The organism is Hydrogenophaga sp. PBL-H3, assembly GCF_010104355.1.
GTDB lineage: Bacteria > Pseudomonadota > Gammaproteobacteria > Burkholderiales > Burkholderiaceae_C > Hydrogenophaga.
In genome coordinates this window covers 694236-720720 of the sequence record NZ_CP044972.1, presented here as the reverse complement: position 1 = coordinate 720720, position 26485 = coordinate 694236, and the positions used below count along the sequence as shown (strand labels likewise).

Annotated in this window: 23 protein-coding genes and 1 pseudogene; 6 read left to right on the top strand and 18 right to left on the bottom strand. The window is 65.9% G+C overall.

What is annotated here, in order from left to right; translation table 11 throughout:
* Positions 1–91: 91 nt before the first annotated feature.
* The 13 genes and pseudogenes from F9Z44_RS03435 to F9Z44_RS03375 form a co-directional block, all read right to left on the bottom strand.
* Positions 92–1300 (bottom strand): acetyl-CoA C-acyltransferase, encoded by a 1209-nt coding sequence (locus F9Z44_RS03435; protein ID WP_159603616.1) that lies wholly within the window; start codon positions 1298–1300, stop codon positions 92–94.
* Positions 1297–1719 (bottom strand): endonuclease domain-containing protein, encoded by a 423-nt coding sequence (locus F9Z44_RS03430; protein WP_159603614.1) that lies wholly within the window; start codon positions 1717–1719, stop codon positions 1297–1299. The genes F9Z44_RS03435 and F9Z44_RS03430 overlap by 4 nt, the downstream gene beginning before the upstream one ends.
* Before the next feature lie 127 nt (positions 1720–1846).
* Positions 1847–4246 (bottom strand): 3-hydroxyacyl-CoA dehydrogenase/enoyl-CoA hydratase family protein, encoded by a 2400-nt coding sequence (locus tag F9Z44_RS03425; RefSeq protein ID WP_159603612.1) that lies wholly within the window; start codon positions 4244–4246, stop codon positions 1847–1849.
* A gap of 31 nt (positions 4247–4277) precedes the next feature.
* A complete protein-coding gene (locus F9Z44_RS03420) occupies positions 4278–4718 on the bottom strand; it encodes a DUF2147 domain-containing protein (RefSeq protein ID WP_159603610.1) in 441 nt (146 codons plus the stop codon).
* A gap of 34 nt (positions 4719–4752) precedes the next feature.
* Positions 4753–6549, bottom strand: coding sequence for an acyl-CoA dehydrogenase C-terminal domain-containing protein (locus F9Z44_RS03415; RefSeq protein WP_159603608.1), 1797 nt, complete (start codon positions 6547–6549; stop codon positions 4753–4755).
* 42 nt (positions 6550–6591) lie between these two features.
* On the bottom strand, positions 6592–7299 hold the full coding sequence (locus F9Z44_RS03410; RefSeq protein ID WP_159603606.1) for a TetR/AcrR family transcriptional regulator: 708 nt from the start codon (positions 7297–7299) through the stop codon (positions 6592–6594).
* Between the two features lie 122 nt (positions 7300–7421).
* Complete coding sequence (gene pdeM, locus F9Z44_RS03405) at positions 7422–8132, bottom strand: ligase-associated DNA damage response endonuclease PdeM (RefSeq protein ID WP_159603604.1); 711 nt, start codon at positions 8130–8132, stop codon at positions 7422–7424.
* Positions 8133–8143: 11 nt separating this feature from the next.
* On the bottom strand, positions 8144–8836 hold the full coding sequence (gene slmA, locus F9Z44_RS03400) for a nucleoid occlusion factor SlmA (protein ID WP_159603602.1): 693 nt from the start codon (positions 8834–8836) through the stop codon (positions 8144–8146).
* A gap of 180 nt (positions 8837–9016) precedes the next feature.
* Complete coding sequence (argB, locus tag F9Z44_RS03395) at positions 9017–9916, bottom strand: acetylglutamate kinase (RefSeq protein WP_159603600.1); 900 nt, start codon at positions 9914–9916, stop codon at positions 9017–9019.
* 105 nt (positions 9917–10021) lie between these two features.
* Positions 10022–11122, bottom strand: a pseudogene (locus F9Z44_RS03390) (M14 family metallopeptidase).
* Positions 11119–12336 carry a M20 aminoacylase family protein gene (locus F9Z44_RS03385; RefSeq protein WP_159603598.1) on the bottom strand — a complete coding sequence of 406 codons (1218 nt, stop codon included), beginning with the start codon at positions 12334–12336 and terminating at the stop codon, positions 11119–11121. The pseudogene F9Z44_RS03390 and the gene F9Z44_RS03385 overlap by 4 nt, the downstream one beginning before the upstream one ends.
* Positions 12337–12463: 127 nt before the next feature.
* Positions 12464–13696 (bottom strand): ABC transporter substrate-binding protein, encoded by a 1233-nt coding sequence (locus F9Z44_RS03380; RefSeq protein ID WP_159603596.1) that lies wholly within the window; start codon positions 13694–13696, stop codon positions 12464–12466.
* Positions 13697–13983: 287 nt separating this feature from the next.
* Positions 13984–15135, bottom strand: a complete 1152-nt coding sequence (locus F9Z44_RS03375; protein WP_159603594.1) for an ABC transporter substrate-binding protein — start codon at positions 15133–15135, stop codon at positions 13984–13986.
* Positions 15136–15232: 97 nt separating this feature from the next.
* On the opposite strand from F9Z44_RS03375, the gene F9Z44_RS03370 reads away from it, so the two are divergent.
* Genes F9Z44_RS03370 through F9Z44_RS03360 form a run of 3 tightly spaced genes read left to right on the top strand, consistent with a single transcriptional unit; the run spans position 15233 to position 18715 of the window.
* Positions 15233–17275: a molybdopterin-containing oxidoreductase family protein gene (locus tag F9Z44_RS03370; protein WP_159603592.1), complete on the top strand. Its 2043-nt coding sequence runs from the start codon at positions 15233–15235 to the stop codon at positions 17273–17275.
* Between the two features lie 7 nt (positions 17276–17282).
* The gene (locus tag F9Z44_RS03365) at positions 17283–18371 is read left to right on the top strand and encodes an aminopeptidase (protein ID WP_159603590.1); all 1089 of its coding nucleotides are present in this window, start codon (positions 17283–17285) and stop codon (positions 18369–18371) included.
* A gap of 20 nt (positions 18372–18391) precedes the next feature.
* Positions 18392–18715 (top strand): polyhydroxyalkanoic acid system family protein, encoded by a 324-nt coding sequence (locus tag F9Z44_RS03360; RefSeq protein WP_159603588.1) that lies wholly within the window; start codon positions 18392–18394, stop codon positions 18713–18715.
* 15 nt (positions 18716–18730) lie between these two features.
* On the opposite strand, the gene F9Z44_RS03355 is transcribed toward F9Z44_RS03360, so the two are convergent.
* The gene (locus tag F9Z44_RS03355; RefSeq protein ID WP_159603586.1) at positions 18731–18985 is read right to left on the bottom strand and encodes an acyl-CoA-binding protein; all 255 of its coding nucleotides are present in this window, start codon (positions 18983–18985) and stop codon (positions 18731–18733) included.
* Between the two features lie 135 nt (positions 18986–19120).
* Between F9Z44_RS03355 and F9Z44_RS03350 the strand changes: the two genes are divergently transcribed.
* Positions 19121–20710 carry a wax ester/triacylglycerol synthase family O-acyltransferase gene (locus tag F9Z44_RS03350; protein ID WP_442907239.1) on the top strand — a complete coding sequence of 530 codons (1590 nt, stop codon included), beginning with the start codon at positions 19121–19123 and terminating at the stop codon, positions 20708–20710.
* Here F9Z44_RS03350 and F9Z44_RS03345 read toward each other — a convergent pair.
* A complete protein-coding gene (locus F9Z44_RS03345) occupies positions 20707–21477 on the bottom strand; it encodes a type III pantothenate kinase (RefSeq protein WP_159603584.1) in 771 nt (256 codons plus the stop codon). The genes F9Z44_RS03350 and F9Z44_RS03345 overlap by 4 nt on opposite strands.
* A 92-nt stretch (positions 21478–21569) precedes the next feature.
* A complete protein-coding gene (locus tag F9Z44_RS03340; protein WP_159603582.1) occupies positions 21570–22238 on the bottom strand; it encodes a helix-turn-helix transcriptional regulator in 669 nt (222 codons plus the stop codon).
* Positions 22239–22421: 183 nt separating this feature from the next.
* On the opposite strand from F9Z44_RS03340, the gene F9Z44_RS03335 reads away from it, so the two are divergent.
* Both F9Z44_RS03335 and F9Z44_RS03330 read left to right on the top strand, forming a co-directional pair.
* Positions 22422–23654 carry a sensor histidine kinase gene (locus tag F9Z44_RS03335; RefSeq protein WP_236574240.1) on the top strand — a complete coding sequence of 411 codons (1233 nt, stop codon included), beginning with the start codon at positions 22422–22424 and terminating at the stop codon, positions 23652–23654.
* 7 nt (positions 23655–23661) lie between these two features.
* Complete coding sequence (locus tag F9Z44_RS03330; protein ID WP_159603578.1) at positions 23662–24648, top strand: response regulator; 987 nt, start codon at positions 23662–23664, stop codon at positions 24646–24648.
* On the opposite strand, the gene cqsA is transcribed toward F9Z44_RS03330, so the two are convergent.
* Together cqsA and F9Z44_RS22830 are read right to left on the bottom strand one after the other, a co-directional pair.
* A complete protein-coding gene (gene cqsA / locus F9Z44_RS03325) occupies positions 24636–25883 on the bottom strand; it encodes an alpha-hydroxyketone-type quorum-sensing autoinducer synthase (RefSeq protein ID WP_159603576.1) in 1248 nt (415 codons plus the stop codon). The genes F9Z44_RS03330 and cqsA overlap by 13 nt on opposite strands.
* A gap of 162 nt (positions 25884–26045) precedes the next feature.
* Positions 26046–26465, bottom strand: coding sequence for a rhodanese-like domain-containing protein (locus tag F9Z44_RS22830; RefSeq protein WP_236574323.1), 420 nt, complete (start codon positions 26463–26465; stop codon positions 26046–26048).
* Positions 26466–26485: the final 20 nt, after the last annotated feature.

Genomic DNA, 26485 nt, shown 5'->3' with positions numbered 1-26485 from the left:
AGGGATGCCAAGGGTCCGGCTCCGCTGGCCCAAGGCATCGCCCCCCGTTCAGGGGGGTGACGCGCCGACGGCGCGGCGCGGGGGTGGGTCGTCAGACCCGCTCAATCACTCCGGCAGCCCCCTGACCCATGCCCACGCACATCGTGACCATACCGTAGCGTTTGTTGTGCCGCTTGAGCGCGTGCACCACGGTGGCGGCGCGGATGGCGCCGGTGGCACCCAGCGGGTGGCCCAGCGCAATGGCGCCGCCCATGGGATTCACCTTGCTCGGGTCCAGGCCCAGCGTGTTCATGACCGCGATCGACTGCGCGGCGAAGGCCTCGTTGAGCTCGAACCAGTCGATGTCGTCCTGCTTCAGGCCGGCGTATTTCAGCGCAGCGGGAATGGCTTCGATCGGCCCCACGCCCATGATGTGCGGCGGCACACCGCGCGAGGCGTAGCTGACGAAGCGCGCCAGCGGCGTGAGGTTGTAGCGCTTCAGGGCGGCTTCGCTCACCAGGATGAGCGCGCCCGCGCCGTCGCTGGTCTGCGAGCTGTTGCCTGCCGTGACCGAGCCGCGCGCGGCGAATACGGTGCGCAGCTTGGCCAGGCCTTCGATGGAGGTGTCGGGCCGCGCGCCTTCGTCCAGGCTCACGGTGCGGGTGGTGGTGGTGACGTCGGCGCTCTCCAGATCGACGCTGCGCTCGGTGACCTCCACCGGCGTGATCTCGTCGGTGAACTCGCCGTTTTTCATGGCCAGCACCGCGCGCTGGTGCGACTGCACCGCGAACGCGTCCTGCGCGTCGCGCGAGACCTTCCACTGCTGCGCCACCTTCTCGGCCGTGAGGCCCATGCCGTAGGCGATGCCGTAGCTCTCCACGTCGTCGGTGTTGGTGAAGATGGTGGGCGAGAGGCTGGGCGAGTTGCCCATCATGGGCACCATGCTCATGCTCTCGGTGCCGGCGGCGATCATCACGTCGGCCTCGCCCACGCGAATGCGGTCGGCCGCCATCTGCAGGGCCGACAGGCCCGAGGCACAGAAGCGGTTGACGGTGATGCCGCCCACGCTGTGCGGCAGGCCCGCCAGGATGGCGCCGATGCGCGCCACGTTCAGGCCCTGCTGCGCTTCGGGAATCGCGCAGCCGCAGATGATGTCTTCGATCGCCTTGGGGTCCAGCGTGGGCACCTGGCTGAGCGCCGATCGGAGCGCGAGGGCCAGCAGGTCGTCCGGGCGCAGGTGCTTGAACGAGCCCTTGTGCGAACGGCCAATGGGGGTGCGGGTGGCGGCGACGATGTAGGCGTCCTGGATTTGTTTTCTCATGGGTTCGCTCCTTCAGCGGTGTCTGGCCCCTTCCCCCTCTGGGGGAAGGCAGGGATGGGGGCAACGCCCGCCAACATGTTGAGTTGATGAAGGATGGCGCTCAGCACGCCATCAAGGTTCTGAAACGGTGCGTTGGACGGGAAGCGCATCACGGCAAAGCCCTGGGCCTTGAAGAACGCGTCCCGCACAAGGTCGTAGGCCTGGTTGTCGGCATGCTGCGAGCCATCGAGTTCGACGATGAACCTGGGTTCGAGGCAGGCGAAGTCGGCAATGTAGTTGCCCAGTGGATGTTGACGGCGGAACTTGAAACCCAGTTGTTCACCCCGAAGCCCCGACCACAGCTTGCGCTCGGCGTCGGTCATGTCCCGGCGCAAGGCGCGGGCGTTGACTCTGGCTTTGGGGGTGGCCTGGTTTTGCATGGTTGATTGGCTGGCGAAGAGCCCCCATCCCTACCTTCCCCCAGAGGGGGAAGGAGTCAATCGGGATCCGCTTCTTCCCCCTCTGGGGGAAGACCGGGATGGGAGCACGCACACCAGCAACATCACATCAATTCCGAACCGGCTTGCCCGTGTTCAACATCCCCAGAATCCGCTCCTGCGTCTTCGGATGCACGATCAGCGAGCAAAACGCGCGGCGCTCCAGCGTCATCAGATAGTCCTCGCTCACCAGCGTGCCCGGCTCCACATCACCGCCCGTCACCACGTTCGCGATCAGCGAAGCGATGTGGAAGTCGTGCTGGCTGATGAAGCCGCCGTCGCGCATGTTGACCAGGCTGCCCAGAATCGTGGCCTTGCCGTCGCGGCCCGCCACCGGGAACAGGCGCTTGTGCGGCGCGCGGTAGCCACCGTTGAACAGGCTCTTGGCCTCGTTGATGGCCACGAACAGCAGCTCGTCCTTGTGCGGCACGATCACGTCGGAGTGCAGCACGTAGCCCAGCCTGCGTGACTCCAGCGCGCTGGTGCCCACCTTGGCCATGGCCGCGGCGGTGAAGCCTTCGGTGAGGAAGGGCAGCAGATCCTTGCCGGTGGAGGTCTCGGCGTTTTCGGCCGCGCGGCGGGCAATGTAGGTCAGGCCGCCGGCGCCGGGCACCAGACCAACACCCACCTCCACCAGGCCGATGTAGCTCTCCATGTGCACCACGCGGCGCGCGCTGTACACGGCCAGCTCACAACCACCGCCGAGTGCCAGACCGCGCACGGCGGAGACCACCGGCACGTTGGCGTAGCGCAGGCGCAGCATGGTCTGCTGCATGAAGCCTTCGGCGTCTTCAATGGCACCAACGCCCACGGCCATGAAGGCCGGCAGCATGGCCTGCAGATCGGCGCCGGCGCTGAAGGGCTCGTCGCCCGACCAGACCACCAGACCCTGGTATTCCTTCTCGGCCAGGTCCACGGCGGCCATCAGGCCTTCGCAGACTTCGGGGCTGATGGCGTGCATCTTGGTCTTGATGCTGGCGATCAGCACCTCACCGTCGAGTGTCCAGATGCGGATCGAATCGTTCTCTTCGATGGTCGTGCCCGCGGTCTCGAACTTGGCGCCGGCCTCGCCGAGCAGGAGCTCGGGGAAATGCTGGCGCTGGTAGACCGGCAGTTGGCGGCGCGCATCAAACGTGCCCGTAGTGGGGTTCCACGAACCTTGCGCGGTGTGCACGCCACCGGCCTCGGCCACCGGGCCCTTGAACACCCACGCCGGCAGCGGTGCGCTGCTCAGCGCCTTGCCCGCATCGATGTCCTCCTGGACCATCTTGGCCACCTCCAGCCAGCCAGCTTCCTGCCACAGCTCGAACGGACCCTGCTTCATGCCGAAGCCCCAGCGCATGGCCTGGTCGACGTCGCGCGCGGTCTCGGCGATGGTGGCGAGGTGCACGGCGGCGTAGTGGAAACTGTTGCGCAGAATCGCCCAGAGGAACCGGCCCTGCGGGCCCTCGGCGTTGCGCAACAGTTTCAGGCGCTCGGCGGCCGGGCGCTTGAGCATGCGGCCGTAGACCTCGTCGGCCTTTTCACCAGCAGGCACGTAGTCTTCGCTGTCCAGATCGAAGCGCAGGATGTCGCGGCCCACCTTCTTGAAGAAGCCGGCCTTGGCCTTCTGGCCCAGGTTGCCCAGTTCGATGAGCTTCTTCAGCACCGGCGGCGTGCCGAAGCTGCCGTAGAACGGATCGGAGCTTTCGTTCAGATTGTCTTGCAGCGTCTTGACCACATGGGCCATGGTGTCCAGGCCCACCACGTCGGCGGTGCGGAAGGTGCCACTGCTCGCGCGGCCCAGTCGCTTGCCGGTGAGGTCGTCGACCACGTCATACGTGAGACCGAAGTTCCCCACCTCTTTCATCGTGGCCAGCATGCCGGCGATGCCGATGCGGTTGGCGATGAAGTTGGGCGTGTCCTTGGCGCGCACCACACCCTTGCCGAGACCGCTGGTGACGAAGCTTTCCAGATCGTCGAGGATCTGCGGCTGCGTGGTGGGCGTGGCGATCAGCTCCACCAGCGTCATGTAGCGCGGCGGGTTGAAGAAGTGGATGCCGCAGAAGCGCGGCTTGATCGCCTCGGGCAACACTTCACTGAGCTTGGTGATCGACAGGCCCGAGGTGTTGGACGCGACGATGGCGTGCGGTGCGATGAAGGGCGCGATCTTCGTGTACAGGTCGAGCTTCCAGTCCATGCGCTCGGCGATGGCCTCAATGATCAGGTCGCAGTCTTTCAACTGCGCCATGTGCTCTTCGTAGTTGGCCTGACCGATCAGGTCGGCGTCGCTCGCCACACCCAGCGGCGAGGGCTTGAGCTTCTTGAGGTTCTCGATGGCGCGGGTGACGATACCGTTCTTCGGACCTTCCTTGGCAGGGAGGTCGAACAGCACCACCGGCACCTTGACGTTGACCAGGTGCGCAGCGATCTGCGCACCCATCACGCCCGCGCCGAGCACGGCGACTTTCTTCACTTGAAATCGGTTCATTGGTTTTCCATGAATGGGGAAAGGCTCGTGGTCACTCGACTCGCAACCAGACCTGGGTTCGGTAGAACGGGCCGATGTAGCCGCGCATTTCCAGCTTCTTGCCGTCGTCCACCGGCTTGAGGCGCGTGCGGTAGACCTTGCCGTTGTTCGGGTCGACGATGGTGCCGCCCTCGAACACGGTGGCATCGCCTTCGCTGACCTTGAGGCCGCGCAGGATGGTCATGCCCAGCACGGGCTTGTCCTTGCGGTCGTCGGTGCACTTGTCGCACACCTCGTCCTGCTTGGTGGTGGGGTCCAGCAGCTTCTCAATGGTGCCGCTGTAGACACCGTTGGTTTCCTTGATGCGCACCAGGGACTTCTCTTTCTTCGAGTCGTCGTCGATCGTCTTCCACAGGCCCACGGGCGACATCTGCGCAAACGCGGACAGCGAAGCCAGCGACAGGGCAAGGGTGCTCACAACGGTCTTGATCATGGAAGTCTCCTGGTGGTGGTTGGAAATCCGGGGTTTATGCCAATGCCGCGTCGGTGTCCATCAACACCTTGCTGCCCGAACGGGCCGTGCGCATCAGCGTCGCGGTCTCGGGGAACAGCTTGGCGAAGTAGAAGCGAGCGGTCTGCAGCTTGGCGGTATAGAACGGGTCGGTGTTGCCGGCGGCGATCTCGCGCAGCGCCACCTGTGCCATGCGAGCCCAGAAGTAACCGATCACCAGGTGGCCGGCCACGCGCAAATAGTCCACCGCGGCGGCGCCCACTTCGTCGGCGTTCTGCAGGCCCTTGAAGCCGATCTCGGTGGTGAACTTGGTGATCTGCTCGCCCAGGATCGCCAGCGGGTTGATGAACTCGGCCATCTTTTCGTTGACGCCCTCTTCCATCACCAGCGCGCCCACCAGCTTGCCGAACTTCTTGAGCGTGGCGCCGTTGTTGCCCAGCACCTTGCGGCCCAGCAGGTCCAGGCTCTGGATGGTGTTGGTGCCTTCGTAAATCATGTTGATGCGGGCATCGCGCACGAACTGCTCCATGCCCCATTCCTTGATGTAGCCGTGGCCACCGAACACCTGCTGGCACTGGGTTGCAGCGTTGTAACCGTTGTCGGTCAGGAAGGCCTTGGTGATGGGCGTGAGCAACGAGAGCATGTCGTCGCTGTCCTTGCGCACTTTCTCGTCGGGGTGGCCGTGCACCTTCTCCAGCAGCACCGAGCAGAAGATGGCCAGCGCGCGACCACCTTCGGCGTAGGCCTTGGCGGTCAGCAGCATGCGCCGCACGTCGGGGTGCACGATGATCGGGTCAGCCGGTTTGTCCTTGGCTTTGGGGCCGGTCAGGCTGCGCATCTGGATGCGATCTTTCGCATAGGCCAGCGCGTTCTGGTAGGCCACCTCGGTCAGACCCAGCGACTGGTTGCCCACGCCCAGGCGCGCGGCGTTCATCATCACGAACATGCCCTGCATGCCCTTGTTGGGCTGGCCGACCATGGTGCCGATGGCACCGTCAATCACGATCTGCGCCGTGGCGTTGCCGTGGATGCCCATCTTGTGCTCCAGGCCACCGCAGTAGATGCCGTTGCGCTCGCCCAGCGTGCCGTCCTTGTTCACGTTGAACTTGGGCACGATGAACAGGCTCACGCCCTTGATGCCGGGAGGCGCGTCAGGCAAGCGGGCCAGCACCAGGTGGATGATGTTCTCGGCCATGTCGTGCTCACCGGCGCTGATGAATATCTTGTTGCCGGTGATCTTGTAGGTGCCATCGGCCTGCGGCTCGGCCTTGGTACGCATCAGACCCAGGTCGGTGCCGCAGTGTGGTTCGGTCAGGCACATGGTGCCGGTCCATTCACCGCTGGTCATCTTGTGCAGGTAGGTAGCCTTCTGTTCGTCGGTACCAAAGGTGTGCAGCGAGGCATAGGCGCCGTGGGTGAGGCCCGGGTACATGGTCCAGGCCTGGTTGGCCGAGTTCATCATCTCGTACATGCACTGGTTCACCACCAGTGGCAGCCCCTGGCCACCGAACGCAGGGTCGCACGAGAGCGCCGCCCAACCGCCGTCCACATACGTTTTGTACGCTTCCTTGAAGCCTTTGGGCGTGGTGACTTCGTGCGTCTTCTGGTCGAGCTTGCAGCCCTCGGTGTCGCCGCTGATGTTCAGCGGAAAGATCACCTGCGAAGCGAACTTGCCGCCCTCTTCCAGAACCGCGTTGATGGTGTCGGCATCGATGTCGGCGTGGGCCGGAATGCCCTTGAGGTCGTCGGTGACCTTGAGCACTTCGTGCATCACGAACTGCATGTCGCGCAGGGGCGGGTTGTAAACGGGCATGGGGAGACTCCTGAGCTGGGTTTGCGAAAGACGAAAGGGAACTCAGCCCTGCTTGCTGGCAGCGGCTGGGGTTTTGGTGGCTGACTTGCGGGGCGCGGACGCCTGCGGGTTGCCGAAGCGGGTGACGATGTTCTCGAACGCGCGCACGGCGCGGCTGGCCGAGTCGGGGCTGCGCAGAAAGCGCGCTTCGTAATGCAGCGCGAGGATCAGCGCGTGGACCTCGAACGCCATCTGCGCCGCGTCCGTGTCGGCTGCGAGGTGACCCTCTTCAATGGCGATCTCCACCGCGCGGCGCATGGCGCTGAGCCAGGTGTTGACCGAACTCGCGAGTGCGTCACGCACCGGGCCGGGCCGGTCGTCGAACTCGACCGCGCCGCTGATGTAGATGCACCCCGAGTCGATCTCGACCGAGGTGCGCTTCATCCAGTTGCTGAAAAGCTCGCGCAGGCGCGGCAGGCCACGCGGCGCGTTGATGGCGGGGTAGAAAACCTCTTCCTCGAAGCGAGCGTGGTACTCGCGCACCACCGAAATCTGCAGCTCTTCGCGCGAGCCAAAGTGCGCGAACACACCCGACTTGCTCATCTGCATGACCTCGGCCAGCGCACCGATCGACAGGCCTTCCAAGCCGATCTGCGTGGCCAGACCGAGCGCGGCATCCACGATGGCGGCCTTGGTCTGCTGACCTTTTTGCAGGGGCTTTTGGGCCGAGGTGTCGGCGCGGGGACGGCGGGTGGAGGGGGTGGTGCTCATGCGTGGCGGGTGGGGTTTTCCGAATAATCGAACGGTCGTTCTATTTTTACCGCAAAACCCGGCCCGTGCGCACAGCCGGCGCTTTTTATGGGGACTTTGTTTAGACCCGAGGCCCTAAAAACTCAGCGCAGGTTCTCTGGCACTTCACGCACCGCCTCGTCCGCCACCACCCACACCCGGTCACCCGGGCGCCGCTTGATCGGGTGCATGCCGGTGAAGTCTCCGAAGGCGGGCAGCACACCGACGGCATGGTGGGCCGGGTCGCCGAACCAGAAGCACGGCAGGCGCAGTCGCTCTCGGGCACCGCCTCTCAAGGCGACGCATGGATGCCAGTGTCCGGCCAGGGTGTAGGCGCCAGGCACAGGCTGGGGTTCGTGGCACAGGGCCCAGGACCCCATCACCCAAGGTTCTGTTTGCAGTTCGATGCGCCATTCGAGTGGCGGGTCGCCCGCAGCGCGGTCATGGTTGCCGCGCACCAGGTGCACGCGCAAACCGGGGCACTTGCCACGCCACGCGGTGAGTGCCTGCTCGACCACCTGGCTCAGCGCCGGGCTGCGCCCGCGCGCGGCGTGCAGCAGGTCGCCAAGGAACACAAGGTGTTGCACCGGGGTGCTGCCGAGTGAAGCGAGTGCGTCGCCCAATGCTTGCAGCGTGGTGGCGGTGGAGCCGGCCGGCACCGGCACGCCCAGGCGGCGAAAGCTCGCGGCCTTGCCCAGGTGCATGTCGGCCACGAGCAGCGCGGCGTGCTCGGGCAGGAAGGCCACGCCCGAAGGGTGCAAGCAGACCGTCAGGCCCTCGGCCAGGTGCACCGGCACCCAGGGCGCGCGGGGCATCACGGGGTGGGTCAGCGCCGCGCCACCGGCAGCAGCAGCGCAAGGCTGTGCTCAAGGCTTTCGCTGGGCGAGCGTTTGAAGCCGCTGCGCGCAAACCGCTGCAGCCGGCCCACGCAGAAAGCGGTCACCACCGACGCATCGGCCTGCGCGTCCACCGTGGGCGTGGCCACGCCGGCCACCACCGCCGCTTCGCGCAGGTTTTGCCGCAGCACCGACTCGATCTTGTCGAAGAAGAGATTCATGCGCTGTTGCAGTCGTTCGTTTTCGAACACCAGTGCATCGCCCACCATCACGCGCGTCATGCCAGGGTTCTTTTCACCGAACTGCAGCAGCAGCGTGACCAGCTTGCGGCAACGCGCGTTGGCGTCGGGCTCGCGTTCGCCCAGCTGGTTGACGAGGCCGAACACCGACTGCTCGATGAATTCGATCAGGCCCTCAAACATCTGGGCCTTGCTGGCGAAGTGACGGTAGAGCGCGGCCTCGCTCACTTCGAGCCGCGCGGCCAAGCCCGCGGTGGTGATGCGTTCGGTGCCCGGCTGCTCCAGCATGGTGGCCAGTGCCTCCAGTATCTGCACGCGCCGCTCACCGGGCTTGGGCCGTTTGCGCCCTGTTCCCTCGGCATGCGCAGCGGCTTCGATCACGCTGGCGGCTTCAAGCGCTGCGGCGTCTTCCGGGGACGGAGACTCAGGGGCATTGGAGGTCATGGGCAGGCGGTCCGATCGGTGGGGGCGAATGGGTGCCGGTGGCCGCTGTGCCGGCCCTGGCTTGTCTTCCTGTTACGAATTTTCGCACATCGCTGCAACTTCCCGGACCCAACGGGGGCGGGGTATCTGAGGTCAGTGGGCAATCGCATCCCGCACCATGCGATGGCGTCCGCCCATGGGTCAGTGGCTCTTGATCATGGTGCCAAAGGGCTCATTGCCCAGCACTTCCAGCAAGAGCGCATGCGGCACCCGACCATCGATGATGTGCACGGCGTTCACACCGCTCTTGGCGGCGTCCAGCGCACCGGCGATCTTGGGCAGCATGCCGCCGGAGATGGTCCCATCCTCCACCAGTTCGTCAATGCGCCGTGGCGTGAGTTCGGTGAGCAACCGGCCTTCCTTGTCAAGCACGCCGCGGATGTTGGTGAGCATCAACAGCTTCTCGGCCTGCAACACGGTGGCCAGCTTGGCCGCCACCACGTCGGCATTGATGTTGTAGCTCTCGTTGTTCTCGCCAAAGCCGATCGGGCTGACCACGGGAATGAAGGCGTCGTCCTGCAAGGCCTTCACCACACTGGGGTCGATGCTCACGATGTCGCCGACCTGGCCCACATCGTGTTCGAGATTCGGGTCCTTGTGGTCGGTCATGCGCAGTTTCTGCGCGCGGATCATGGCGCCATCACGCCCCGTCAGGCCCACGGCCTTGCCGCCGGCCTGGTTGATCAGACCCACGATGTCTTGCTGCACCTCACCGGCCAGCACCCACTCCACCACCTCCATGGTCTCGGGGTCGGTCACGCGCATGCCCTGGATGAACTGCCCCTGTTTGCCAAGGCGCTTGAGCAGCGTTTCGATCTGCGGCCCGCCGCCGTGCACGACCACCGGGTTGATACCGACCAGCTTGAGCAGCACCACGTCTTCGGCAAAGTCCTGCTGCAAGACCGGGTCGGTCATGGCGTTGCCACCGTACTTGATGACCATGGTCTTGCCGTGGTACTTGCGGATGTAGGGCAGTGCCTGGGCCAGTATCTCGGCCTTGTCGCGGGGGGGGATGGAGGTGAGGTCGGGCGGGGTGGTCATGGCTGCTTCTGCTTTATTTGGTTCTGAAATTGTAGGCTTCAGTGGTGGGTTTCTTCTGTCGTGGCGAGCCGGGCCGAGACCCGGCTCGCCACGACAACAAACCCATCAAGAAGAAGCCAAACCAGCCACAGCCTGAAACAAAGCCTGCCGCGCCTGCACCACCACCCTCGCCTTCCATTCCTGCGAATCCACATAAAAAGCCGCCAGCACCCGCGCCTTGATCTCGGCACGCAAGGCCTCGGGCGCCTCGGGGTGCAGGTGCAGCCAGTGGTCGCCGCGCAGCGCATCGATCACCTCTTCGATCGGCACCGTGCCGTACTCCATCGCGATCCCGGTGTACTGCGCCTACGGGCATTCCTCGTACGCGGCGTTCCACATCAGGCCAGTCAGCAGGGCCGACGTGGAAGATCCGTCGTAGATGGAGGTCACCGGCGTCTGGCCGCCGCCGCCCCACCAGTCACGGGCACGCGCCAGCGCCACCGCATCGTCACGGCAAGCGCAGATGCGCTCGCCCAGCCCGCTCTCGCCCAGGCCAGTGTGCAGATCGAACCACGCCAGGTGGCGGGCCTGCTGGCCGTGGCGGCGCAGCACCTGGCGCAGCGTGCGGTTGCTCCAGGTGGCTTCGGTGCCGCCGTAAAACAGGCCGTCCGCAAACGCATGCTGGCCTTGCGACACCGCGGCTTGAAAGCGCGTCAGTCCATGCGTCTGGATGTAGGCACCAATGGCTGAGTCGTTCTCCGGGCCGGGTGGCCATTGCGCGGGCAACAGCAGCTCGTGCAAGTCGGCGTAGGCCTCGTTGACCGGCAGCGGCTGGCCGAAGTCCTGGAAGTTGCGATTGAGGTCGACGTTCTCGTGCGTCACGCGGCGCACCCACGAAAAACCGTGTGGGTTGAGGGCGTGGATGTAGAGCACGGCCACGCCGGCGTCGCGTGCGTGCTCGCGCCACTCGGCGTCAAACGCGGCAAACACCTGCACGCCGGAACCACAGTAACCCTCCACCCCGTGGCAGGCGCTGCTGACGATGAGCAGGTGCTCGGCATCGGGGTCGCCATCGAGCGCCACGTCCGTGGCCAGCACCTCACCATCGCGACCTGGCAGGGGATGGTTGTGGCTGCTGATGGCCATGCCTGCGCCGGCTGCCGCTTCCAGAAACTGCACCCGGGCCCGGGCGTACGACGGGGAGAAGGCGTCGCTGGGTGCGATCAAGCCGCCGCCCCCGGGCGTGGTCGGCTCAGCCACTTTTCAGCCAGTTGCACCCAGTAGGTGGCACCCAGCGGGATCAGGTCGTCGTTGAAGTCGTAGCTCGGGTTGTGCAGCATGCAGGGGCCGCCGCCATGGCCCATTTCGCGGTGCGCGCCGTCGCCGTTGGCGATGAAGGCGTAGCAACCGGGGCGGGCCTGCAGCATGTAGGCGAAGTCTTCGGCGCCCATGGTGGGCTCCTGGTCCACCACGCGATCAGCGCCCACGATGTCGGCCATGACCTCGCGCGCGAACGCGGTTTCGGCGGCGTGGTTGATTGTGGGCGGGTAGTTGCGCTTGAACTGGAACTCCACCGTGGCGCCGAAGGCCGCGCTGGTGTGCTCGGCCACTTCCTGCATGCGGCGCTCGATCATGTCGAGCACCTCATAGGTGAAGGTGCGCACCGTGCCCTGGATCTCGCAGCTGTCGGGCACCACGTTGGTGGCCTCGCCGGTGTGGATCATGGTGACCGAGATCACGCCGGCGTCCACCGGCTTCTTGTTGCGCGAGATGATGGTCTGAAACGCCATCACCATCTGGCACGCCACCGGCACCGGGTCAATGCCGTTGTGGGGGAGTGCGGCGTGAGCACCCTTGCCACGGATGGTGATGAGGAACTCGTTGCTCGACGCCATCACCGGGCCGGTGCTGGCGGCAAATGTGCCCACCGCCATGCCGGGCCAGTTGTGCATGCCGAACACCGACTCCACCGGGAACTGCTCGAACAGGCCGTCCTTGATCATTTCGCGCGCGCCGCCGCCGCCCTCTTCGGCCGGCTGGAAGATCAGGTAGACGGTGCCGTCGAAGTTGCGGTGCTTGGCAAAGTGCTGCGCGGCGCCGAGCAGCATGGCGGTGTGGCCGTCGTGGCCGCAGGCGTGCATCTTGCCGGCGTGCTGGCTGGCGTGCGCAAAGGTGTTGTGCTCCTGCATGGGCAGTGCGTCCATGTCGGCGCGCAAGCCGATGGCCCGACCGCAGGCACCGCCGTCGCGCCCGTGCACGATGCCCACCACCCCGGTGGTGCCCATGCCGCGGTGCACGGGAATGCCCCACTCGGTGAGCTTCTGGGCCACCACGTCTGCGGTGCGCACTTCCTTGAAACAGAGTTCGGGGTGGGCATGGATGTCGCGGCGCACGGCCGCGATGCTGGCGGCCTGCGTGAGGATGGAGTCGATGAGTTTCATGGGAACCTTTGCGTGCCGTGGCGGTGGCGAAAAAAACAAAGGATCATGGTAGCCAAGACCCGCCAAGGACGCGGCCTCCCGGGCGACAGCCCCACGCACCAGCGGGTCGATCACGGCCAGGGCCGGCTCACTCCTTGCGCCGGATCACGCTGGCCCGCGCCGCATCGTCCTTGTAGACATAGGTTCGCTCGCCACCTTGCCAGGTGCCCAGCCACAACATGTTGGCCGAAATGGCGTCATGGTCGGCGTTGCTGAACGGCTTGTCGTAGGTGGTCACCACGCCTCGGTAAGGCTGCTGCAGGTTTTCCAGCGCGTTCTTCAGGCTCTTGCCGGTGATGTTGCCCTTGGTCAGGAACATGGCGCGCAGCAGCAGGTGCACCGAGTCGTAGGTCTGGGCGGCCGACATCATCGAACCGATGGGGCGCTCCTTGGAGATCCTGGCGTAGCCCCGCAGAAAGGTGCTGTTGCGCTCCATGAAGGTGTTGGGCAGCACGGTCTGAACCACATAGGTGCCCTCGACCGCGCCCTTGGAGGCCTCGAAGGCCGAGGCATGAGACAGACCCCAGGGACCGTACTGCGGCACGTTCCAGCCCGCCGCAGCGCGGCTGGCCGAGATCACCCCCTGCTCAGGTCCAACGGTCCAGCCAATCAGCGCATCGGCGCCCGACTCCTTGAGCTGCTTCATTTCGTCGGCCAGGGTTTTCACGCCCACCTTGAAGCGCACGACGATCTGCGGCTTGAGGCCCACGGCCTGCAGCGCGGCCTCCAGGTCCTTGAGGCCGCCGTCACCATAGCCGGTGCTGTCCACCAGCAAGGCCACCTTCTTGAGGTTGCGCTTGACGATGTCGGCCACCAGAAACTGCGACTGCAGCTGGTCGCGTGCCGAGGTGCGGAAGATGTAGCTCTCGGCCGCGGGGTACTTGGCGGTGATGGCGGTCCCGGTGGCGCAAGGCACGATCAGCAGGTGCTCGTTCTTCTGGAACACGTCCAGCGCCTTCATGGCCACGCCGGTGTTGCAGAAGCCCACGGTGGCGACCACTTTCTCGGTGAGAACCAGTTCTTCCGCGTGCTTGAGGCCGGCGTCGGGGTTGGCCTGGTCGTCGCGGATCACCAGCTCCAGCTTGCGCCCGAGGTATCCGCCCACGGCGTTGATCTCGTCCACCGCCACCTGCGCGCCCACGCGCGCGCTGTTGCCCATGTCGGACGATCCCCCGGTGAGCGGCAGGATCACACCCAGGCGGATGAGCCTGGCGTCCGGCCCTGCCGGCGCAGCGTTGGCAGGGGCGGGCGCCTGGGCCCAGGTCGGCATCAAGCTGGCCGACATGACAAGCGCCAACAAGTGGCGAACGGGCAGCTGCATCAAAGACCTCCTGAGCGGGTGAGACATTCACCGGTCGACTCGAACAGGCTACAGCGCAACGCTTGGCGGTGGCAATCGGGCAAAACGAGTTGTGGGCCGTTGCAGTATCCGCAGCGCAGCATGACCGCGCCTCGCACAGTTACGTCAAACCGGAACGTCTTTCCGGTCCATGACCCTCAAAACAGATACCAAGGAATTCATTTCAGAGGACGGGCGGCTGCGGCGGGCCGCCACCCCGCAGGCCCCGCATGTGATGCAACGTTGCAACGCCACCGCCTGGACCGCCTTCAGCGGCGGATGCGCCCGTCTTCGGTCAGCAGCGTGAGCTCCACAAAACGGGAGCCGGTGTGTTTCGCCGGTCCGAAATCCACCGGAAAACCACCCAGGTTCACGTTCTGCATGCCCTGCACGGCGGTGATGAAGCCCTCGCGCGTGAGCGCCCTCCCCGCGCGCCGCACGCCCTCGGTGAACACCTTGGCCGCGACAAACCCTTCCATGCCCGAGTAGTTGGGCTCCACACCCCGCTTCTCCTTGATGGCCGCCAGGTACTCGCCCGACAGCGCTGTGGCCGGCGTGTAGGGGAAGGGCATCACCTGGCTCACGGACACCCCACGGGCCTCGGCGCCAAGCTCGTCGATGAGGGCCTGGGTGCCGACAAAGGAGACGTTGTAGAAGTTGCCGCTGAACCCGGCACGGCGCGCCTGCCGCACGAACGTGGCCACCGCCTTGTAAGCCCCGATCTGAACGATCGCCTCGGGCTTCTGGGCCATGATGTCCTTCACTGCCTGCGCCACCTCGGTCGTGTTGCGCTCCACCGTGCCCAGGGCCGTGGGCTCCAGGCCCATGGCGGTCATGGCCCGCGTGACGCCCTCCAGGCCAGTCTTGCCGTAAGCGTCGTTCTGGTAGAAGACCGCGATCTTCTTGATGCCGGTGGACGTGATCTGGCGAACGATGGCGGCCGTCTCGTCGAAGTAGGAGGCGCGCACGTGGATGGCGTAACGGTTGAACGGATCGCGCAGCGCCTGCGCTCCGGTGAAGGGCGCGAAGAACGGCACCTTGGCCGCAGTGGCCAATGGCAGTGCGGCCAGGCTGGTGGGTGTGCCGATGTAGCCAAACAGGGCGAACACGTCGTCGGCAATGAGCTGGCGGGTGTTGGCGGCGCAGCGCTCGGGCTCGTAGCCGTCGTCCAGCCGCCTGATCTCGATCGTGCGGCCGTTCACGCCGCCCTTGGCGTTGACCGTGTCGAAGTAGGCCTGCGCACCCAGATGGAACTGCAGGCCCAGCTGCACGGCCGCGCCGGTGAAGGGTGCTGACTGCCCCAGGACGATGCGCGTGTCACTCAATGTGGCGCTCTGCGCGCTGGCCGAGACACCCCAGGAAGCCAGCGCCCCGGAGCCGACCAGCTTGCACACTTGGGATAGGGCTTCACGACGCTGCATGCGAACACTCCTGATATGCTGATTTGGACACTGGGTAGGGTAAAGCAAGCGCCCTGCCATCCCCCACGTCCAGACGCCCTTTGGCAACATTCATCCGATGAACACGACTGCGCTCACGATCCGCGGAGCCTGCCCCCACGATTGCCCCGACACCTGTGCCCTGGTCACCACGGTGGAAAACGGTATCGCCGTGCGCGTGCAGGGCAACGCCGGGCACCGACACACCGACGGTGCGCTGTGCACCAAGGTATCGCGCTACACCGAACGCACCTACCACCCCGAGCGCTTGCAGCACCCGCTCAAGCGCACCGGCCCCAAGGGAAGCGGGCAGTTCGAGCGCGTGAGCTGGGACGAAGCCCTGGACACGATTGCCGAACGCCTGAGGTCCCTGGCCGCCCGCGACCCTCAAGCCATCCTGCCCTACAGCTACGCCGGCACCATGGGCCAGGTGCAGGGGGAGGGCATGGCCGCGCGCTTCTTTCACCGGTTGGGCGCTTCGCACCTGGAGCGCACCATCTGCGCCTCGGCCGGTGGCGAGGGGCTGGTGCAGACGCTGGGCGGCAAGGTGGGCATGAAGGTGGAGCATTTCGCCGACGCCAAACTCATCCTGATCTGGGGCAGCAACTCCATCGGCAGCAACCTGCACTTCTGGCGTCTGGCACAGCAGGCCAAGCGCGAGGGCGCGCGGTTGGTCTGCATCGACCCGAGACGCTCCGAGACAGCCGAGAAGTGCCACGAGCACATCGCCCTGCGTCCCGGCACCGACGCGGCACTCGCGCTGGCACTCATGCACCAGCTCATCACGCACGACTGGCTGGACCACGACTACATCGCGCAGCACACGCTGGGCTGGGAGGGCCTGCGCGAGCGCGCGCTGCAGTGGCCACCCGAGCGCGCCGCCGAGATCTGCGGCATCCCGGTGCAGCAGATCACCGAGCTGGCGCGCGCCTACGGCACCACGAAACCCGCCGCGATCCGGCTGAACTACGGCATGCAACGCGTGCGCGGTGGCGGCAACGCGGTGCGCGCCGTGGCCTGCCTGCCCGCGCTGGTGGGTGCGTGGCGTCAGCCGGCGGGTGGCATGCTGCTGTCCAGTTCGGCCATGTTTCCGGTCAACCGCGCGGCCCTGCACCGGCCCGATCTGCTGGCCGGCAAAAGTCCCCGCACCATCAACATGAGCACCATCGGCAACGACCTGCTGCGCGAGAGCTCGCCCGGCTTCGGGCCGAAGATCGAAGCGCTCATCGTCTACAACAGCAACCCGGTGGCGGTGGCGCCCGAATCGGGCAAGGTGGTGCAGGGCTTTCTGCGCGAAGACCTGTTCACCGTGGTGATCGAGCACTTCCAGACCGACACCGCCGACCACGCCGACATCATCCTGCCGGCCACCACCCAGCTGGAGCACTGGGACATCCACACCAGTTACGGCCACACCGACGTGCTGCTCAACCGCCCGGCCATCGCACCGGTGGGCGAAGCCCGCACCAACACCGACGTCTTCCGCGCGCTGGCCGCGCGCCTGGGTTTTGACGACCCGTGTTTCGCGGACGACGACGAGACCCTCTGCCGCACCGTGTTCGGCAGCACGGTGGATTTCCAGCTGCTGCTGGACCAGGGATTTGCCACCCTGCCCATCCCCGAGGCGCCTTTCGCCAACGGCGGCTTTCCCACACCGTCGGGGCGCTGCGAATTTTTCAGTGCACGGCTGGCCGCGCAGGGCATGGACGGCCTGCCCGACCACCTGCCCAACCACGAACTGCAGGGCACGTCAGCCGCCTATCCGCTGGCCATGATCTCGCCACCGGCACGCAACTTCCTCAACTCCAGTTTCGTCAACGTGCAGAGCCTGCGCGACATCGAGGGCGAGCCGCTGCTGGAAATTCACGCCGACGATGCGCTGGCGCGTGGCATCGAGACCGGCCACATGGTGCGCGTGTTCAACGACCGCGGCGAATACCGCTGCAAGGCCAAGGTGTCCACGCGCGCACGGCCCGGCGTGGTCAACGGCCTGGGCATCTGGTGGCGCAAGCTCGGACCCTCGGGCACCAACGTCAACGAGGTCACCAGCCAGCAGCTCACCGACATGGGGCGCGGCCCGGTGTTCTACGACTGCCTGGTCGATGTGGCCAGCCTGACCTGAGGCCGGTGTGAAGCAACTGCTGGCGCTTGCTTTTGTGGCCCTGCTGAGCGCAGGCTGCGCCAACACCACCGGCGTGGGCTACTACTGGCAATCGGTCGCCGGACACGTGTTGCTGATGCAGGCGGCGCGCCCGGTCGACGACTGGCTGGCCGATGACGCCGCGCCGCCCAAGCTCAAGGAACGACTGGAAGCGGCCCGGCGCATCCGCCAGTTCGCGGTGAGCGAACTCGCCCTGCCCGACAACAACAGCTACCAGCGCTACGCCGACCTGAAGCGCCGCGCCGCCGTCTACAACGTGGTGGCCGCACCGGCGCTCTCGCTCAAGCTGGAGACCTGGTGCTTTCCGGTGGCGGGCTGTGTGGGCTATCGCGGTTACTTTCTGGAATCCAGCGCAAAAGCCTTCGCCGACAGCCTGGACCCGCAGCTGGAGGTCGCGGTCTACCCGGTGCCGGCTTACTCCACCCTGGGCTGGATGAACTGGGCCGGTGGTGACCCACTGCTCAACACCTTCATCCACTACCCCGAAGGCGAGCTCGCGCGCACCGTGTTCCACGAACTCGCACACCAGGTGGTGTACGTGCAGAACGACACCGCTTTCAACGAGTCGTTCGCCACCACGGTGGAGCGCCTGGGCGGCGCGCTCTGGTTGAACCGCGCCAGCGAGCAGGCACGCACCGACTACGCCACCTTCGACCACCGCCGCCGCGCCTTCCGTGCACTCACCCGTGCGACCCGCGAACGCCTGAAGGCCATCTACGAGGACGCCCGCCTGGGCGATGCCGCAAAGCTGCAGCTCAAGGCCGGCACCCTGAACGATTTCCGCCAGCAATACGAACACCTGAAAGCGGGCTGGAACGGCTACGCCGGCTACGACCCTTTCGTGGCACGGGCCAACAACGCCAGCTTTGCAGCCCAGGCGGCCTACGACGATTGGGTGCCCGCGTTTGAAGCCCTGTTCGAGCGCGAGGGCCGCGACTTTGCGCGGTTTTATGATGCGGTGCGCGCGCTGTCCGGTCGCCCCAAAGACGAGCGCCAGGCCGCCCTGCGCGAGCTGGCACCCACCGCCCTGGCCGCCAGCGACACGCCTCGCCCCTGACAACAACACCGAGAGACACCATGGCCGACATCCACATCGAACGCGATCACCAACTCGGCATGAGCGGCGCACGCAAGCTCGCGTGGCGCTGGGCCGAGCAAGTCGAGAACGAGTTCGACATGAGCTGCACGTACGAAGAAGGCAGCGACTGCGACGAGGTGCAGTTCACCCGCTCGGGGGTGAGTGGCACGCTCAAGGTGTCGGCCGGGAAGTTTGAACTCGATGCACGCCTGGGCTTCCTGCTGGGCGCTTTCAAAGACCGCATCGAAGGCGAGATCGTCAAGAACCTCGACGAACTGCTGGCGGCGAAGAAGCCCGCCGCCAAAAAGAAAAAAGCCGGCTGAAAAGCCGGCTGGTGTTCAGCTCAGACCCTGGATGAGGTCGATGTACTGTTGCATCGCGTCGTCTTTCCCGATGCCCTTGAAGCCGTTCCACGCATCCCACTTGGCGCGACCAACCATGTCGCCGAAACCAGGCTTCTTGCCTTCCACATCCCCCTCCGTGGCCTGCTTGTACAAGGCGTAGATCTTCAGCAGCGTGGCGTTGTCGGGGCGCTCGCTGAGGTTCTTGGAATTCGCCACCGCGGCTTCGAAAAGGGATTTGAGATCGGCCATGAATGCTCCTGTTGTTGAAATGGACCGCCCGCCAGGCACGCCGTGGGCTAAGGGCTCTCCCGCTATCTTACGGTTGGAGGCCTCTGCACAATAGGGCCACAACCCAAGACCCGCACAGCCACCCGAGGAGCATCCATGGTTCAACGCGTTGCCGCCCGCAGCGACACCCCGGCGGTGCGCGCCACTCGCCCCGCCACTCGCCGCAAGACCACCAGTGACAGCGCGGCGGCCGGCGTGCTGCCGTCGGTCAAGAAGGCGCTCACGACCACATTGGGGCTGGAAGGCGAGCGCATGAGCAAGGTCGACACGGCCTGGCTGCGCATGGACTCACCCAGCAACCTCATGATGATCGTCGGCGTGTGGATCCTCAAGCCGGGCATCCGCATCGAGGACTTGAGCGAACGCGTGCGCGAGCGTCTGTTGCCTTACCGCCGTTTCGTGCAGCTGGCGCGCGAAGACGCCGCGGGCGCGCACTGGATCGATGACGCAGACTTCCGGCTCAGCCGCCATGTGGTCACGCACCGGCTCTCGCAGACCGGCTCGCAAAGTGAGCAGGATGCCCTGCAGGCCCGCGTGGCCGAACTCGCCATGCAGCCGCTGGATCACCAGCATCCGCTGTGGCGTTTCGAGCTGGTCGAACAATACGGTGGTGGCTCTGCGCTGATCGCTCGCATCCACCATTGCATCGCCGACGGCATCGCGCTCATCAGCGTGATGATGAGCCTGGTCGACGGCGGTGGCGCACCGCCGCAGCGCAAGAGCCGCAAGACCACCAAGCCGGGTCTGGACGGCGCCGAAGACTGGGTGGCCGACACCTTGATACGGCCCTTCGGCGATCTCACCGCGAAGGCACTGGAAGCCGCCGGCGGCGGCGCCGCCAGGTCGTTTGCCATGCTGGCCTCGCCCCAGCAGAGCCTCTCCGACTCGCTGGGCCAGGCGGTCGATCTGGCGCGCATGGGGGGTCAGCTCGCCAGCGACCTCGCCGCCCTCGCGCTCATGCCCGACGATTCCCCCACCCGGCTCAAGGGGCAGCCGGGCAACACCAAACGCGTGGCCTGGTGCGAACCGATTCCGCTCGAGGAGGTGAAGGCGATCGGACGGGCGCTGAACTGCTCGGTCAACGACGTGCTGCTGGGATGTGTGGCCGGGGCCATCGGCGCCTACCTGCGACACCTCGGTGACGACCCCACCGGTCAGGAGATCCGCGCCATGGTGCCGATCAACCTGCGTCCGATGGAGGACGCCTGGAAACTCGGCAACCGTTTTGGCCTGGTGCCGCTGGTGCTGCCCATTGGTTGCACCAACCCGGTCGAGCGCGTGTTCACCGTGCGCTCGCGCATGAACAACCTCAAGGGCAGCCTGCAACCGCTGCTGACCTTCGGCCTGCTCTCGGTGGCTGGGTTGCTGGTCAAGCCGGCGCAAGATGCGCTGCTGAGCCTGTTCGGGCGCAAGACCACAGCCGTGATGACCAACGTGCCGGGCCCGGCCACCAAGCTCAAGGTCTGCGGCTCCACCCTGGAGCAGACGATGTTCTGGGTGCCTCAGACCGGCACGGTGGGCCTGGGCGTGTCGATCCTGAGCTACGGCGGCGGCGTGCAGTTCGGCGTGATCGCCGACACCACCTTGTGCCCAGAGCCGCAGCGCATCATTGACGAGTTCGAGCCGGAGTTCCGGCGTCTGCTCACGCTCACCCTCATGCTGCCCTGGGGCGAAGCGAAACCCTAAGCCAGGGCCAGGCGGCGCGAAGCCATCTCCAGCAGCCCGTCGAAGATCAGGCCCTCCACCAGCTCCACCTGCAAGGCCATGCTGGGCGCCATTTTCCAGCCGGCGCCACCGGTCATGAAGCACACCGGCTCATCACCGCAATGGCGGCGCAGGTTGTCCACCATGCGCTGCACCGCACCGGCGATGGCGAAGGTACCGCCACTGGTGAGCGCGTCGCTGGTGTTGGTGGGGAAGTCCCGCACCTCGCCGGTGGGCACGTGCAACCCGGCCGTGCCCGATTCGAGCGCGCGCAACATGATGCCGTGACCGGGCAGGATGATGCCGCCCAGAAACCGCCCTTCGGTGTCGATCGCCTCCACCGTCACGGCGGTGCCCACCATCACCACCACACAAGGCCGCGCCAGGCCCCGAGCCACCAGGCGCTGACGGGCGCCGATCATGGCCACCCAGCGGTCGGAGCCGAGCCGCGCCGGGTGGTCGTAGCCGTTGGTCACGCCCGCTTCGGCATTGCTGGAAACCACCCATTGCGGGGTCACGTCCCAGAGTTCGAGCTGCTCCTCGACCCGGCGCTTGACCGCATCGCCAGCCACCACGCAGCCCAGCACCCAGCGCGGCGCGGGCAGGTCGGCCCAGTCGCCTTCGGCCAGGGTTTCGATGTTTTCGAGGAACTGCGCACCCTGTGCGATCAGGCGCGAACCAGAGCGCGGCTCCTCGTACAAGGCCCATTTCAGGCGGGTGTTGCCAACGTCCAGGGCCAGAAAAGTCATGCGCGGATTATGACCAAGCAAACCCCGGGGAGTTTGCGCACTGCAGCATGACAAAACAACGGCCCGCGCAGCCGGGGAGCGTGGGGGCCAGGCTAGATGAGACCGATCCAGCAGGCGCGCTGCACAGCGGCCAGCTTGTTGTCGGTCTTGAGTTTGGCCATGGCGTTGGCCAGGTGGTAGTTCACCGTGCGTTCGGAGCAGTCCATGCGCAAGGCGGTTTCGCGTGCGGTCAGCCCTTCAAAGGCCATGTTCAGGCTCTCCAGCTCACGCGGACTCAGGCTCACACGGGCTTCGGCGATGGCACGGCGCAGCATGGGCCAGATGTTGAAGGCCGACCAGGCCAGCGCCGCCGCTTCGGAGCGATCGGCAAACGCGCGCGGGCTGAACATGAAGCACTCAAAAGCCCGACCGGCTGGCAGGCTGAAGGCCACCCGAACCAGCGTCTGGTGGCCATGCGCCAGCCACAGGCGGCGCCAGCGGCTGGATTGTTCAAAGACCGATTTGGAAATGTCTTGCCAGGCCACCAGCGGTGCATCGCTTTCGCGCCAGCTGGCACCGAAATCGCGGCTGTCCGCCAACGCCTGGGCGGCCGACAGCAACCGGGGAGGGTGCACCGCCAGCACTTCGCGCTCGTCGCGTCCGCCGGTGGGCGCCGGGCCGAGCACCATGACGGCCTCGACACCTTGGTCGTGCAACGCGCAGACCCAGTCGGCCAGAATGCTATCGAGGCTGATACTGTCAAAGTTGACAGGTAGGGTCATGGTTTGAAACAGCCTGTTGCACGGACAATGGGGTTTGTGTGTGGGCAGCCGGTGCGGGCAACGGGTGCTCGGCGATCGAAGGAGTACATATTGCCTCTGGACCGGTTGAGGTTGCACAGCGCCAGAGCGCGACTGTGGAGATGGTTGCTGGACGAGGTGGTCCATGCGCCCCTCGAGCCCATTTTGCATCCATCACGTGCTCGCCTGCAGTACCTGGGCGTATTCACCATTCTGGGACATCTCGGGTTCGCATGGATCTGGATCGAGCTGTTGCCACAGCCCTACGAGAACCTTCCCACCCGCCTGGCCATGGCCAGCCTGGGTGTTCCGTTGCTGATCGGCGCGTTCAATCGCGACCTCACCTCCCAGGCCACCATCTGGATCTTTTCCCTGGCCAGCTGGTCGCAGTTGCCCATGTTCTTCTCCTGGATGTACTGGCTCAACGGCGGCAACGACGTCTGGCTGGCCAGCGTGTCCTGCATGCTGGTCATCTATTACCACCTCACCGACTGGCGACTGGCCACCCTGGGCGTTGTCATGGGCGCCGGGCTCAGCCTGGGGCTGGCGCAGATGTTGGGCGTGCCCCTGACCGAAGAGGCCACACGGCCCGACCATCTGGTGGTTCTGGCGTTTGCGTGGGGCGCGGCCATGATGCTGGGAGCCTCCAGCGCCAACCTGCGCCGCACGCGCCTGATCAACACGCTGAGCACCATGGGCGTGATGGCACACGAGCTGCGCACGCCATTGGCCACCGTCAACCTCATGGGCGACGTGCTGCGCAACCTGTCGCAGCACGACCTTCCGGAGGCCAAGCAGAAGAGATTCGACGAGCTGGCCACCCGGCTGCAGAACCTGGTTCGCAGCATGAACCGGCAGATCGATACCCAGATCTCGAACGCGCAATTGATTCGACTGCCTCGCGACAAGTCCTCCATCCGCGCGGCAGAACTGGTGCAGGACGTGGTGCTGCACTATCCCTATCGCTCGTCCAGGGAGCGCGACTGCGTCCAGGTGCACATCCAGCAGGACTTCCACTTCATGGCGTCGCGCCAGTTGTTCTCGCAGGTGCTGACCAACCTGATGAAAAACGCGCTCCATGCGCTGGCCTCGGCCAGCAACGCCCCGAGCCCGGGCGACTTGCGGCTGGATGTGGGCGTGCACCACGGCAAGGGACGCATTGCAGTATCTGACGACGGAATCGGCATTGCCCACGAACAGCAGACGAGAATCTTCGAACCGTTCTTCTCCACGTTGGCGGGCGCCGGCAACGGCCTGGGTCTGACCTTCTGCAAGAACGTCGTGGAGGCAGCGCAGGGCAGTCTCAGCGTGCATTCCGAACCCGGCCTGGGCGCGGTCTTCATGATCGATCTCCCACTCAGTCAACCGATTCACGCGACCCCTTCTTCTCCACGCTGATGACCCGATGGCACTGACGATCCCCCTATTCCACCGTCCGGGCAGCATTCTGTTTCTGGACGACGACACCGACTACCTCGACATGCTCGGCATGGTGATTCCGACGCATTGGCAGGTGGAGCTGTTTGCGCGCCCGTCGGGCTTTGCCCAGCGCATGCAACAAGAGCCAGCCCGGTGGGAGGCCGACGCCATGCTGCAACTGCAGATGATCGAGCGCTGGCGCCAGGGACAGCCGCTGCTGCCGCAGATCCTGCGCTACTGGGCGGTGAACCCGGCGCGCTACCAGCTGGTGAAGACCTGCGTGGTCGATTACGCCATGCCCGGCACCGACGGCTTGAAGGTGCTCAACACTCTGCTGGACTGGCCGGGCTCGCGTGTGCTCCTGACCGGTCAGGCCGACGAGCAGATCGCCATCCAGGCCTTCAACAACGGTCTGATCGACCAGTTCGTGCCCAAACAGACGACCGACATCACACGCCACCTCATGGGTGTGTTGCGCAAGCTCATGCACGCGCCCCACCCGCGCCTGAACACACTGTGGCGCGGTGCACTGCAGCCGTCGCAGCAATCGCTGCTGCAGATTCCGTCCATTGCGCTGGCCTTGCAGTCATTCGCCAGTCAGAACTGGGTCGAGTACGCCGTGCTGGGTGAGCCGTTTGGGCTGATCGGCCTGGACGGCACGGGCAATGCCCACTGGTTGCAGCTGGAGCCCACCAGCAGCCTGGGCGATCTGGCCGAACTCGCCGGCTCGGCCGGGCTGGGCTTCGACGTGGTGCGCGCGGTGCAGGCGGGCAACCAGCTGGCAGCGGTGGAACTGCACCAGCAGCTCAACCTCGGCGGGCCGGTGCGCACCGCGCCGGCCTTCGGCCTGGGTGATGACAAGCTGGTCACCGCTGCCGTGTTCTCACTCGACACCGCCGATCTGCCCCACCCCATTTACGGCTACCGGCGCTTCCTGGACGCAGAAGGCCACCGCAGCGTTCAGGACAACTGAGCACACGCCGCGCGGGCGCGACGCGCGATCGGCCAGTCCCACGGCTTGACCATCGGCGCCACCTCCCGCGCCACGGCGGCCACATGGTCGAGCTCGGCGTCGGTGAGCGCGGCATGCAGCGTAAGCCGCACCATGGTGCGGTTGCGGCTGGTGGCCGGTGCACAGAACACCGCGCCAAACACATCGCGCTCCTCCAGCAGATCGCGCAGCACCATGGTGGCAGGTTCGGTGCCGGCCTCCAGGGCAATGATCTGCTCGGTGCCCTGGTGGATCGGGTAGCCCAGGTCGCTGAGCATGCCGCGCAGTTGCAGCGTGTGGGCGCGCAGGCGCGCACGCTCGGTGTCGCTGCGACGGATCACCTCCAGCGTGGCGTCCAGCGCGGCAATCTCGTGGGGTAGCAGGCACGAGCTGAACATGTTGGGGTAACTGGTGCTCAGCACGTAGTTGCGCATGGCCGCCGGCACGCTCAGGAAACCGGCGCGACCCGCAAACGCCTTGGCCAGGCTGGCGGTGATGAAATGCACCCGATGGCTCAGCCCGAGCTCGGCGCACAAGCCTGCGCCCTGCGGGCCGTGCGTGCCCAGGGAATGCGATTCGTCGACCAGCGTCATGCACCCCCACCGCTCGGCCACCTCCACCACCTGCACCAGGGGCGCCACTGCCCCGGTGGTGCTGTAGACCGAATCCACCACGATCACGCCGGCGCCATGGCGCTGCACCAGCCGGTCCAGGTGCTCGGCGTCGTTGTGACGAAACGGATGGGTGGTGGCCCCGGCGCGGCGCGCACCTTCCCACAGCGAGGTGTGGGCCAGCGTGTCCATGTAGATCACCGTCTTCTCGTCCGCAATCGACTGCAGCAGGCCCAGGTTGGCCGCGTAGCCCGACTGGCAGATCAGCCCGTCCTCCTGCCCCAGCAGGTGGGCGAGTTTGAGTTCGAGCTTGCGCGCGGGGTGTTCGTCGAGCAGGAACACGCCGGACTGGATGACGAACTCGGCGTCGGTCTTGATCGCGAGCGTCTGGGCCTGAACGATGTCCGCGTGGCCGGTCAGGCTCAGGTAGTCGTTGCCGTTGAGCCGCACCGCGCCAGGGCCAGCCTCACGACCATGAAGCAGTGAGCGCCCGCTCCAGAGCGTGTCCCAGCGGGTGGTGAACTCGCGCTGGATGCGCCCGGCCAGATGGGCGGAGATCGGGGGGTTCGAAGGGGCTCTCTCCCGAGGGCAGGCCAACGACGTCATGGGGCAATCCTTTTGAAATGGAAAACCCCATTGAAAAAAGAAATGTGTGAAAAACCGCACGAACCCTGTCAGTCCTGACAGGGGTTGTGAGGCTTTCTTCTCAAACTCCGGGCAAGCGGAGCGACCAGCGGCGGTGGCGGAGCAACGCGGCCCGTGCGTGCTTCAGTTCTGGCGCCAGGGCAGCGCATGGTGGCGCCAGCCACCCTGCTGACCGCGGTGTGCGTGCGTGTCCGGGTCACCCTCGAAGCCTTCAAGGATGTTGTAGGCCTCCAGGCCGAGTTCGGTGGCGCGCTTGGCCGCGGCAATCGAGCGCACGCCGCTGCGGCACAGCAGCACCACCTTCTTGCCACCAGCCGCCTGGCGCACCTGGGCATCGAAGTCCGGGTTCATTGCCATGCCAGGCCATTGTTTCCAGGCCACCGGCACAGCGCCGGGCACGAAGCCGACCCATTCGCGCTCGGCATCGGTGCGCACATCGACCAGCACGGCATCGCCCGCCTGCACCCACTGCCAGGCCAGCTGTGGCGTCACGTCCCCCGCATAACTGCCCGCGTGTGGACCGGCGGCGGGTCGGGGCTCCATGAACAGGACGCCGCCCGCGT

What these genes read in the sequence shown, in the direction of transcription:
- F9Z44_RS03435 (WP_159603616.1), bottom strand. Translation starts at nt 1,300, where the DNA reads ATGAGAAAACAAATCCAGGACGCCTACATCGTCGCCGCCACCCGCACC.
- F9Z44_RS03430 (WP_159603614.1), bottom strand. Translation starts at nt 1,719, where the DNA reads ATGCAAAACCAGGCCACCCCCAAAGCCAGAGTCAACGCCCGCGCCTTG.
- F9Z44_RS03425 (WP_159603612.1), bottom strand. Translation starts at nt 4,246, where the DNA reads ATGAACCGATTTCAAGTGAAGAAAGTCGCCGTGCTCGGCGCGGGCGTG.
- F9Z44_RS03420 (WP_159603610.1), bottom strand. Translation starts at nt 4,718, where the DNA reads ATGATCAAGACCGTTGTGAGCACCCTTGCCCTGTCGCTGGCTTCGCTG.
- F9Z44_RS03415 (WP_159603608.1), bottom strand. Translation starts at nt 6,549, where the DNA reads ATGCCCGTTTACAACCCGCCCCTGCGCGACATGCAGTTCGTGATGCAC.
- F9Z44_RS03410 (WP_159603606.1), bottom strand. Translation starts at nt 7,299, where the DNA reads ATGAGCACCACCCCCTCCACCCGCCGTCCCCGCGCCGACACCTCGGCC.
- pdeM (WP_159603604.1), bottom strand. Translation starts at nt 8,132, where the DNA reads ATGCCCCGCGCGCCCTGGGTGCCGGTGCACCTGGCCGAGGGCCTGACG.
- slmA (WP_159603602.1), bottom strand. Translation starts at nt 8,836, where the DNA reads ATGACCTCCAATGCCCCTGAGTCTCCGTCCCCGGAAGACGCCGCAGCG.
- argB (WP_159603600.1), bottom strand. Translation starts at nt 9,916, where the DNA reads ATGACCACCCCGCCCGACCTCACCTCCATCCCCCCCCGCGACAAGGCC.
- F9Z44_RS03385 (WP_159603598.1), bottom strand. Translation starts at nt 12,336, where the DNA reads ATGAAACTCATCGACTCCATCCTCACGCAGGCCGCCAGCATCGCGGCC.
- F9Z44_RS03380 (WP_159603596.1), bottom strand. Translation starts at nt 13,696, where the DNA reads ATGCAGCTGCCCGTTCGCCACTTGTTGGCGCTTGTCATGTCGGCCAGC.
- F9Z44_RS03375 (WP_159603594.1), bottom strand. Translation starts at nt 15,135, where the DNA reads ATGCAGCGTCGTGAAGCCCTATCCCAAGTGTGCAAGCTGGTCGGCTCC.
- F9Z44_RS03370 (WP_159603592.1), top strand. Translation starts at nt 15,233, where the DNA reads ATGAACACGACTGCGCTCACGATCCGCGGAGCCTGCCCCCACGATTGC.
- F9Z44_RS03360 (WP_159603588.1), top strand. Translation starts at nt 18,392, where the DNA reads ATGGCCGACATCCACATCGAACGCGATCACCAACTCGGCATGAGCGGC.
- F9Z44_RS03355 (WP_159603586.1), bottom strand. Translation starts at nt 18,985, where the DNA reads ATGGCCGATCTCAAATCCCTTTTCGAAGCCGCGGTGGCGAATTCCAAG.
- F9Z44_RS03350 (WP_442907239.1), top strand. Translation starts at nt 19,121, where the DNA reads ATGGTTCAACGCGTTGCCGCCCGCAGCGACACCCCGGCGGTGCGCGCC.
- F9Z44_RS03345 (WP_159603584.1), bottom strand. Translation starts at nt 21,477, where the DNA reads ATGACTTTTCTGGCCCTGGACGTTGGCAACACCCGCCTGAAATGGGCC.
- F9Z44_RS03340 (WP_159603582.1), bottom strand. Translation starts at nt 22,238, where the DNA reads ATGACCCTACCTGTCAACTTTGACAGTATCAGCCTCGATAGCATTCTG.
- F9Z44_RS03330 (WP_159603578.1), top strand. Translation starts at nt 23,662, where the DNA reads ATGGCACTGACGATCCCCCTATTCCACCGTCCGGGCAGCATTCTGTTT.
- cqsA (WP_159603576.1), bottom strand. Translation starts at nt 25,883, where the DNA reads ATGACGTCGTTGGCCTGCCCTCGGGAGAGAGCCCCTTCGAACCCCCCG.
- F9Z44_RS22830 (WP_236574323.1), bottom strand. Translation starts at nt 26,465, where the DNA reads ATGGAGCCCCGACCCGCCGCCGGTCCACACGCGGGCAGTTATGCGGGG.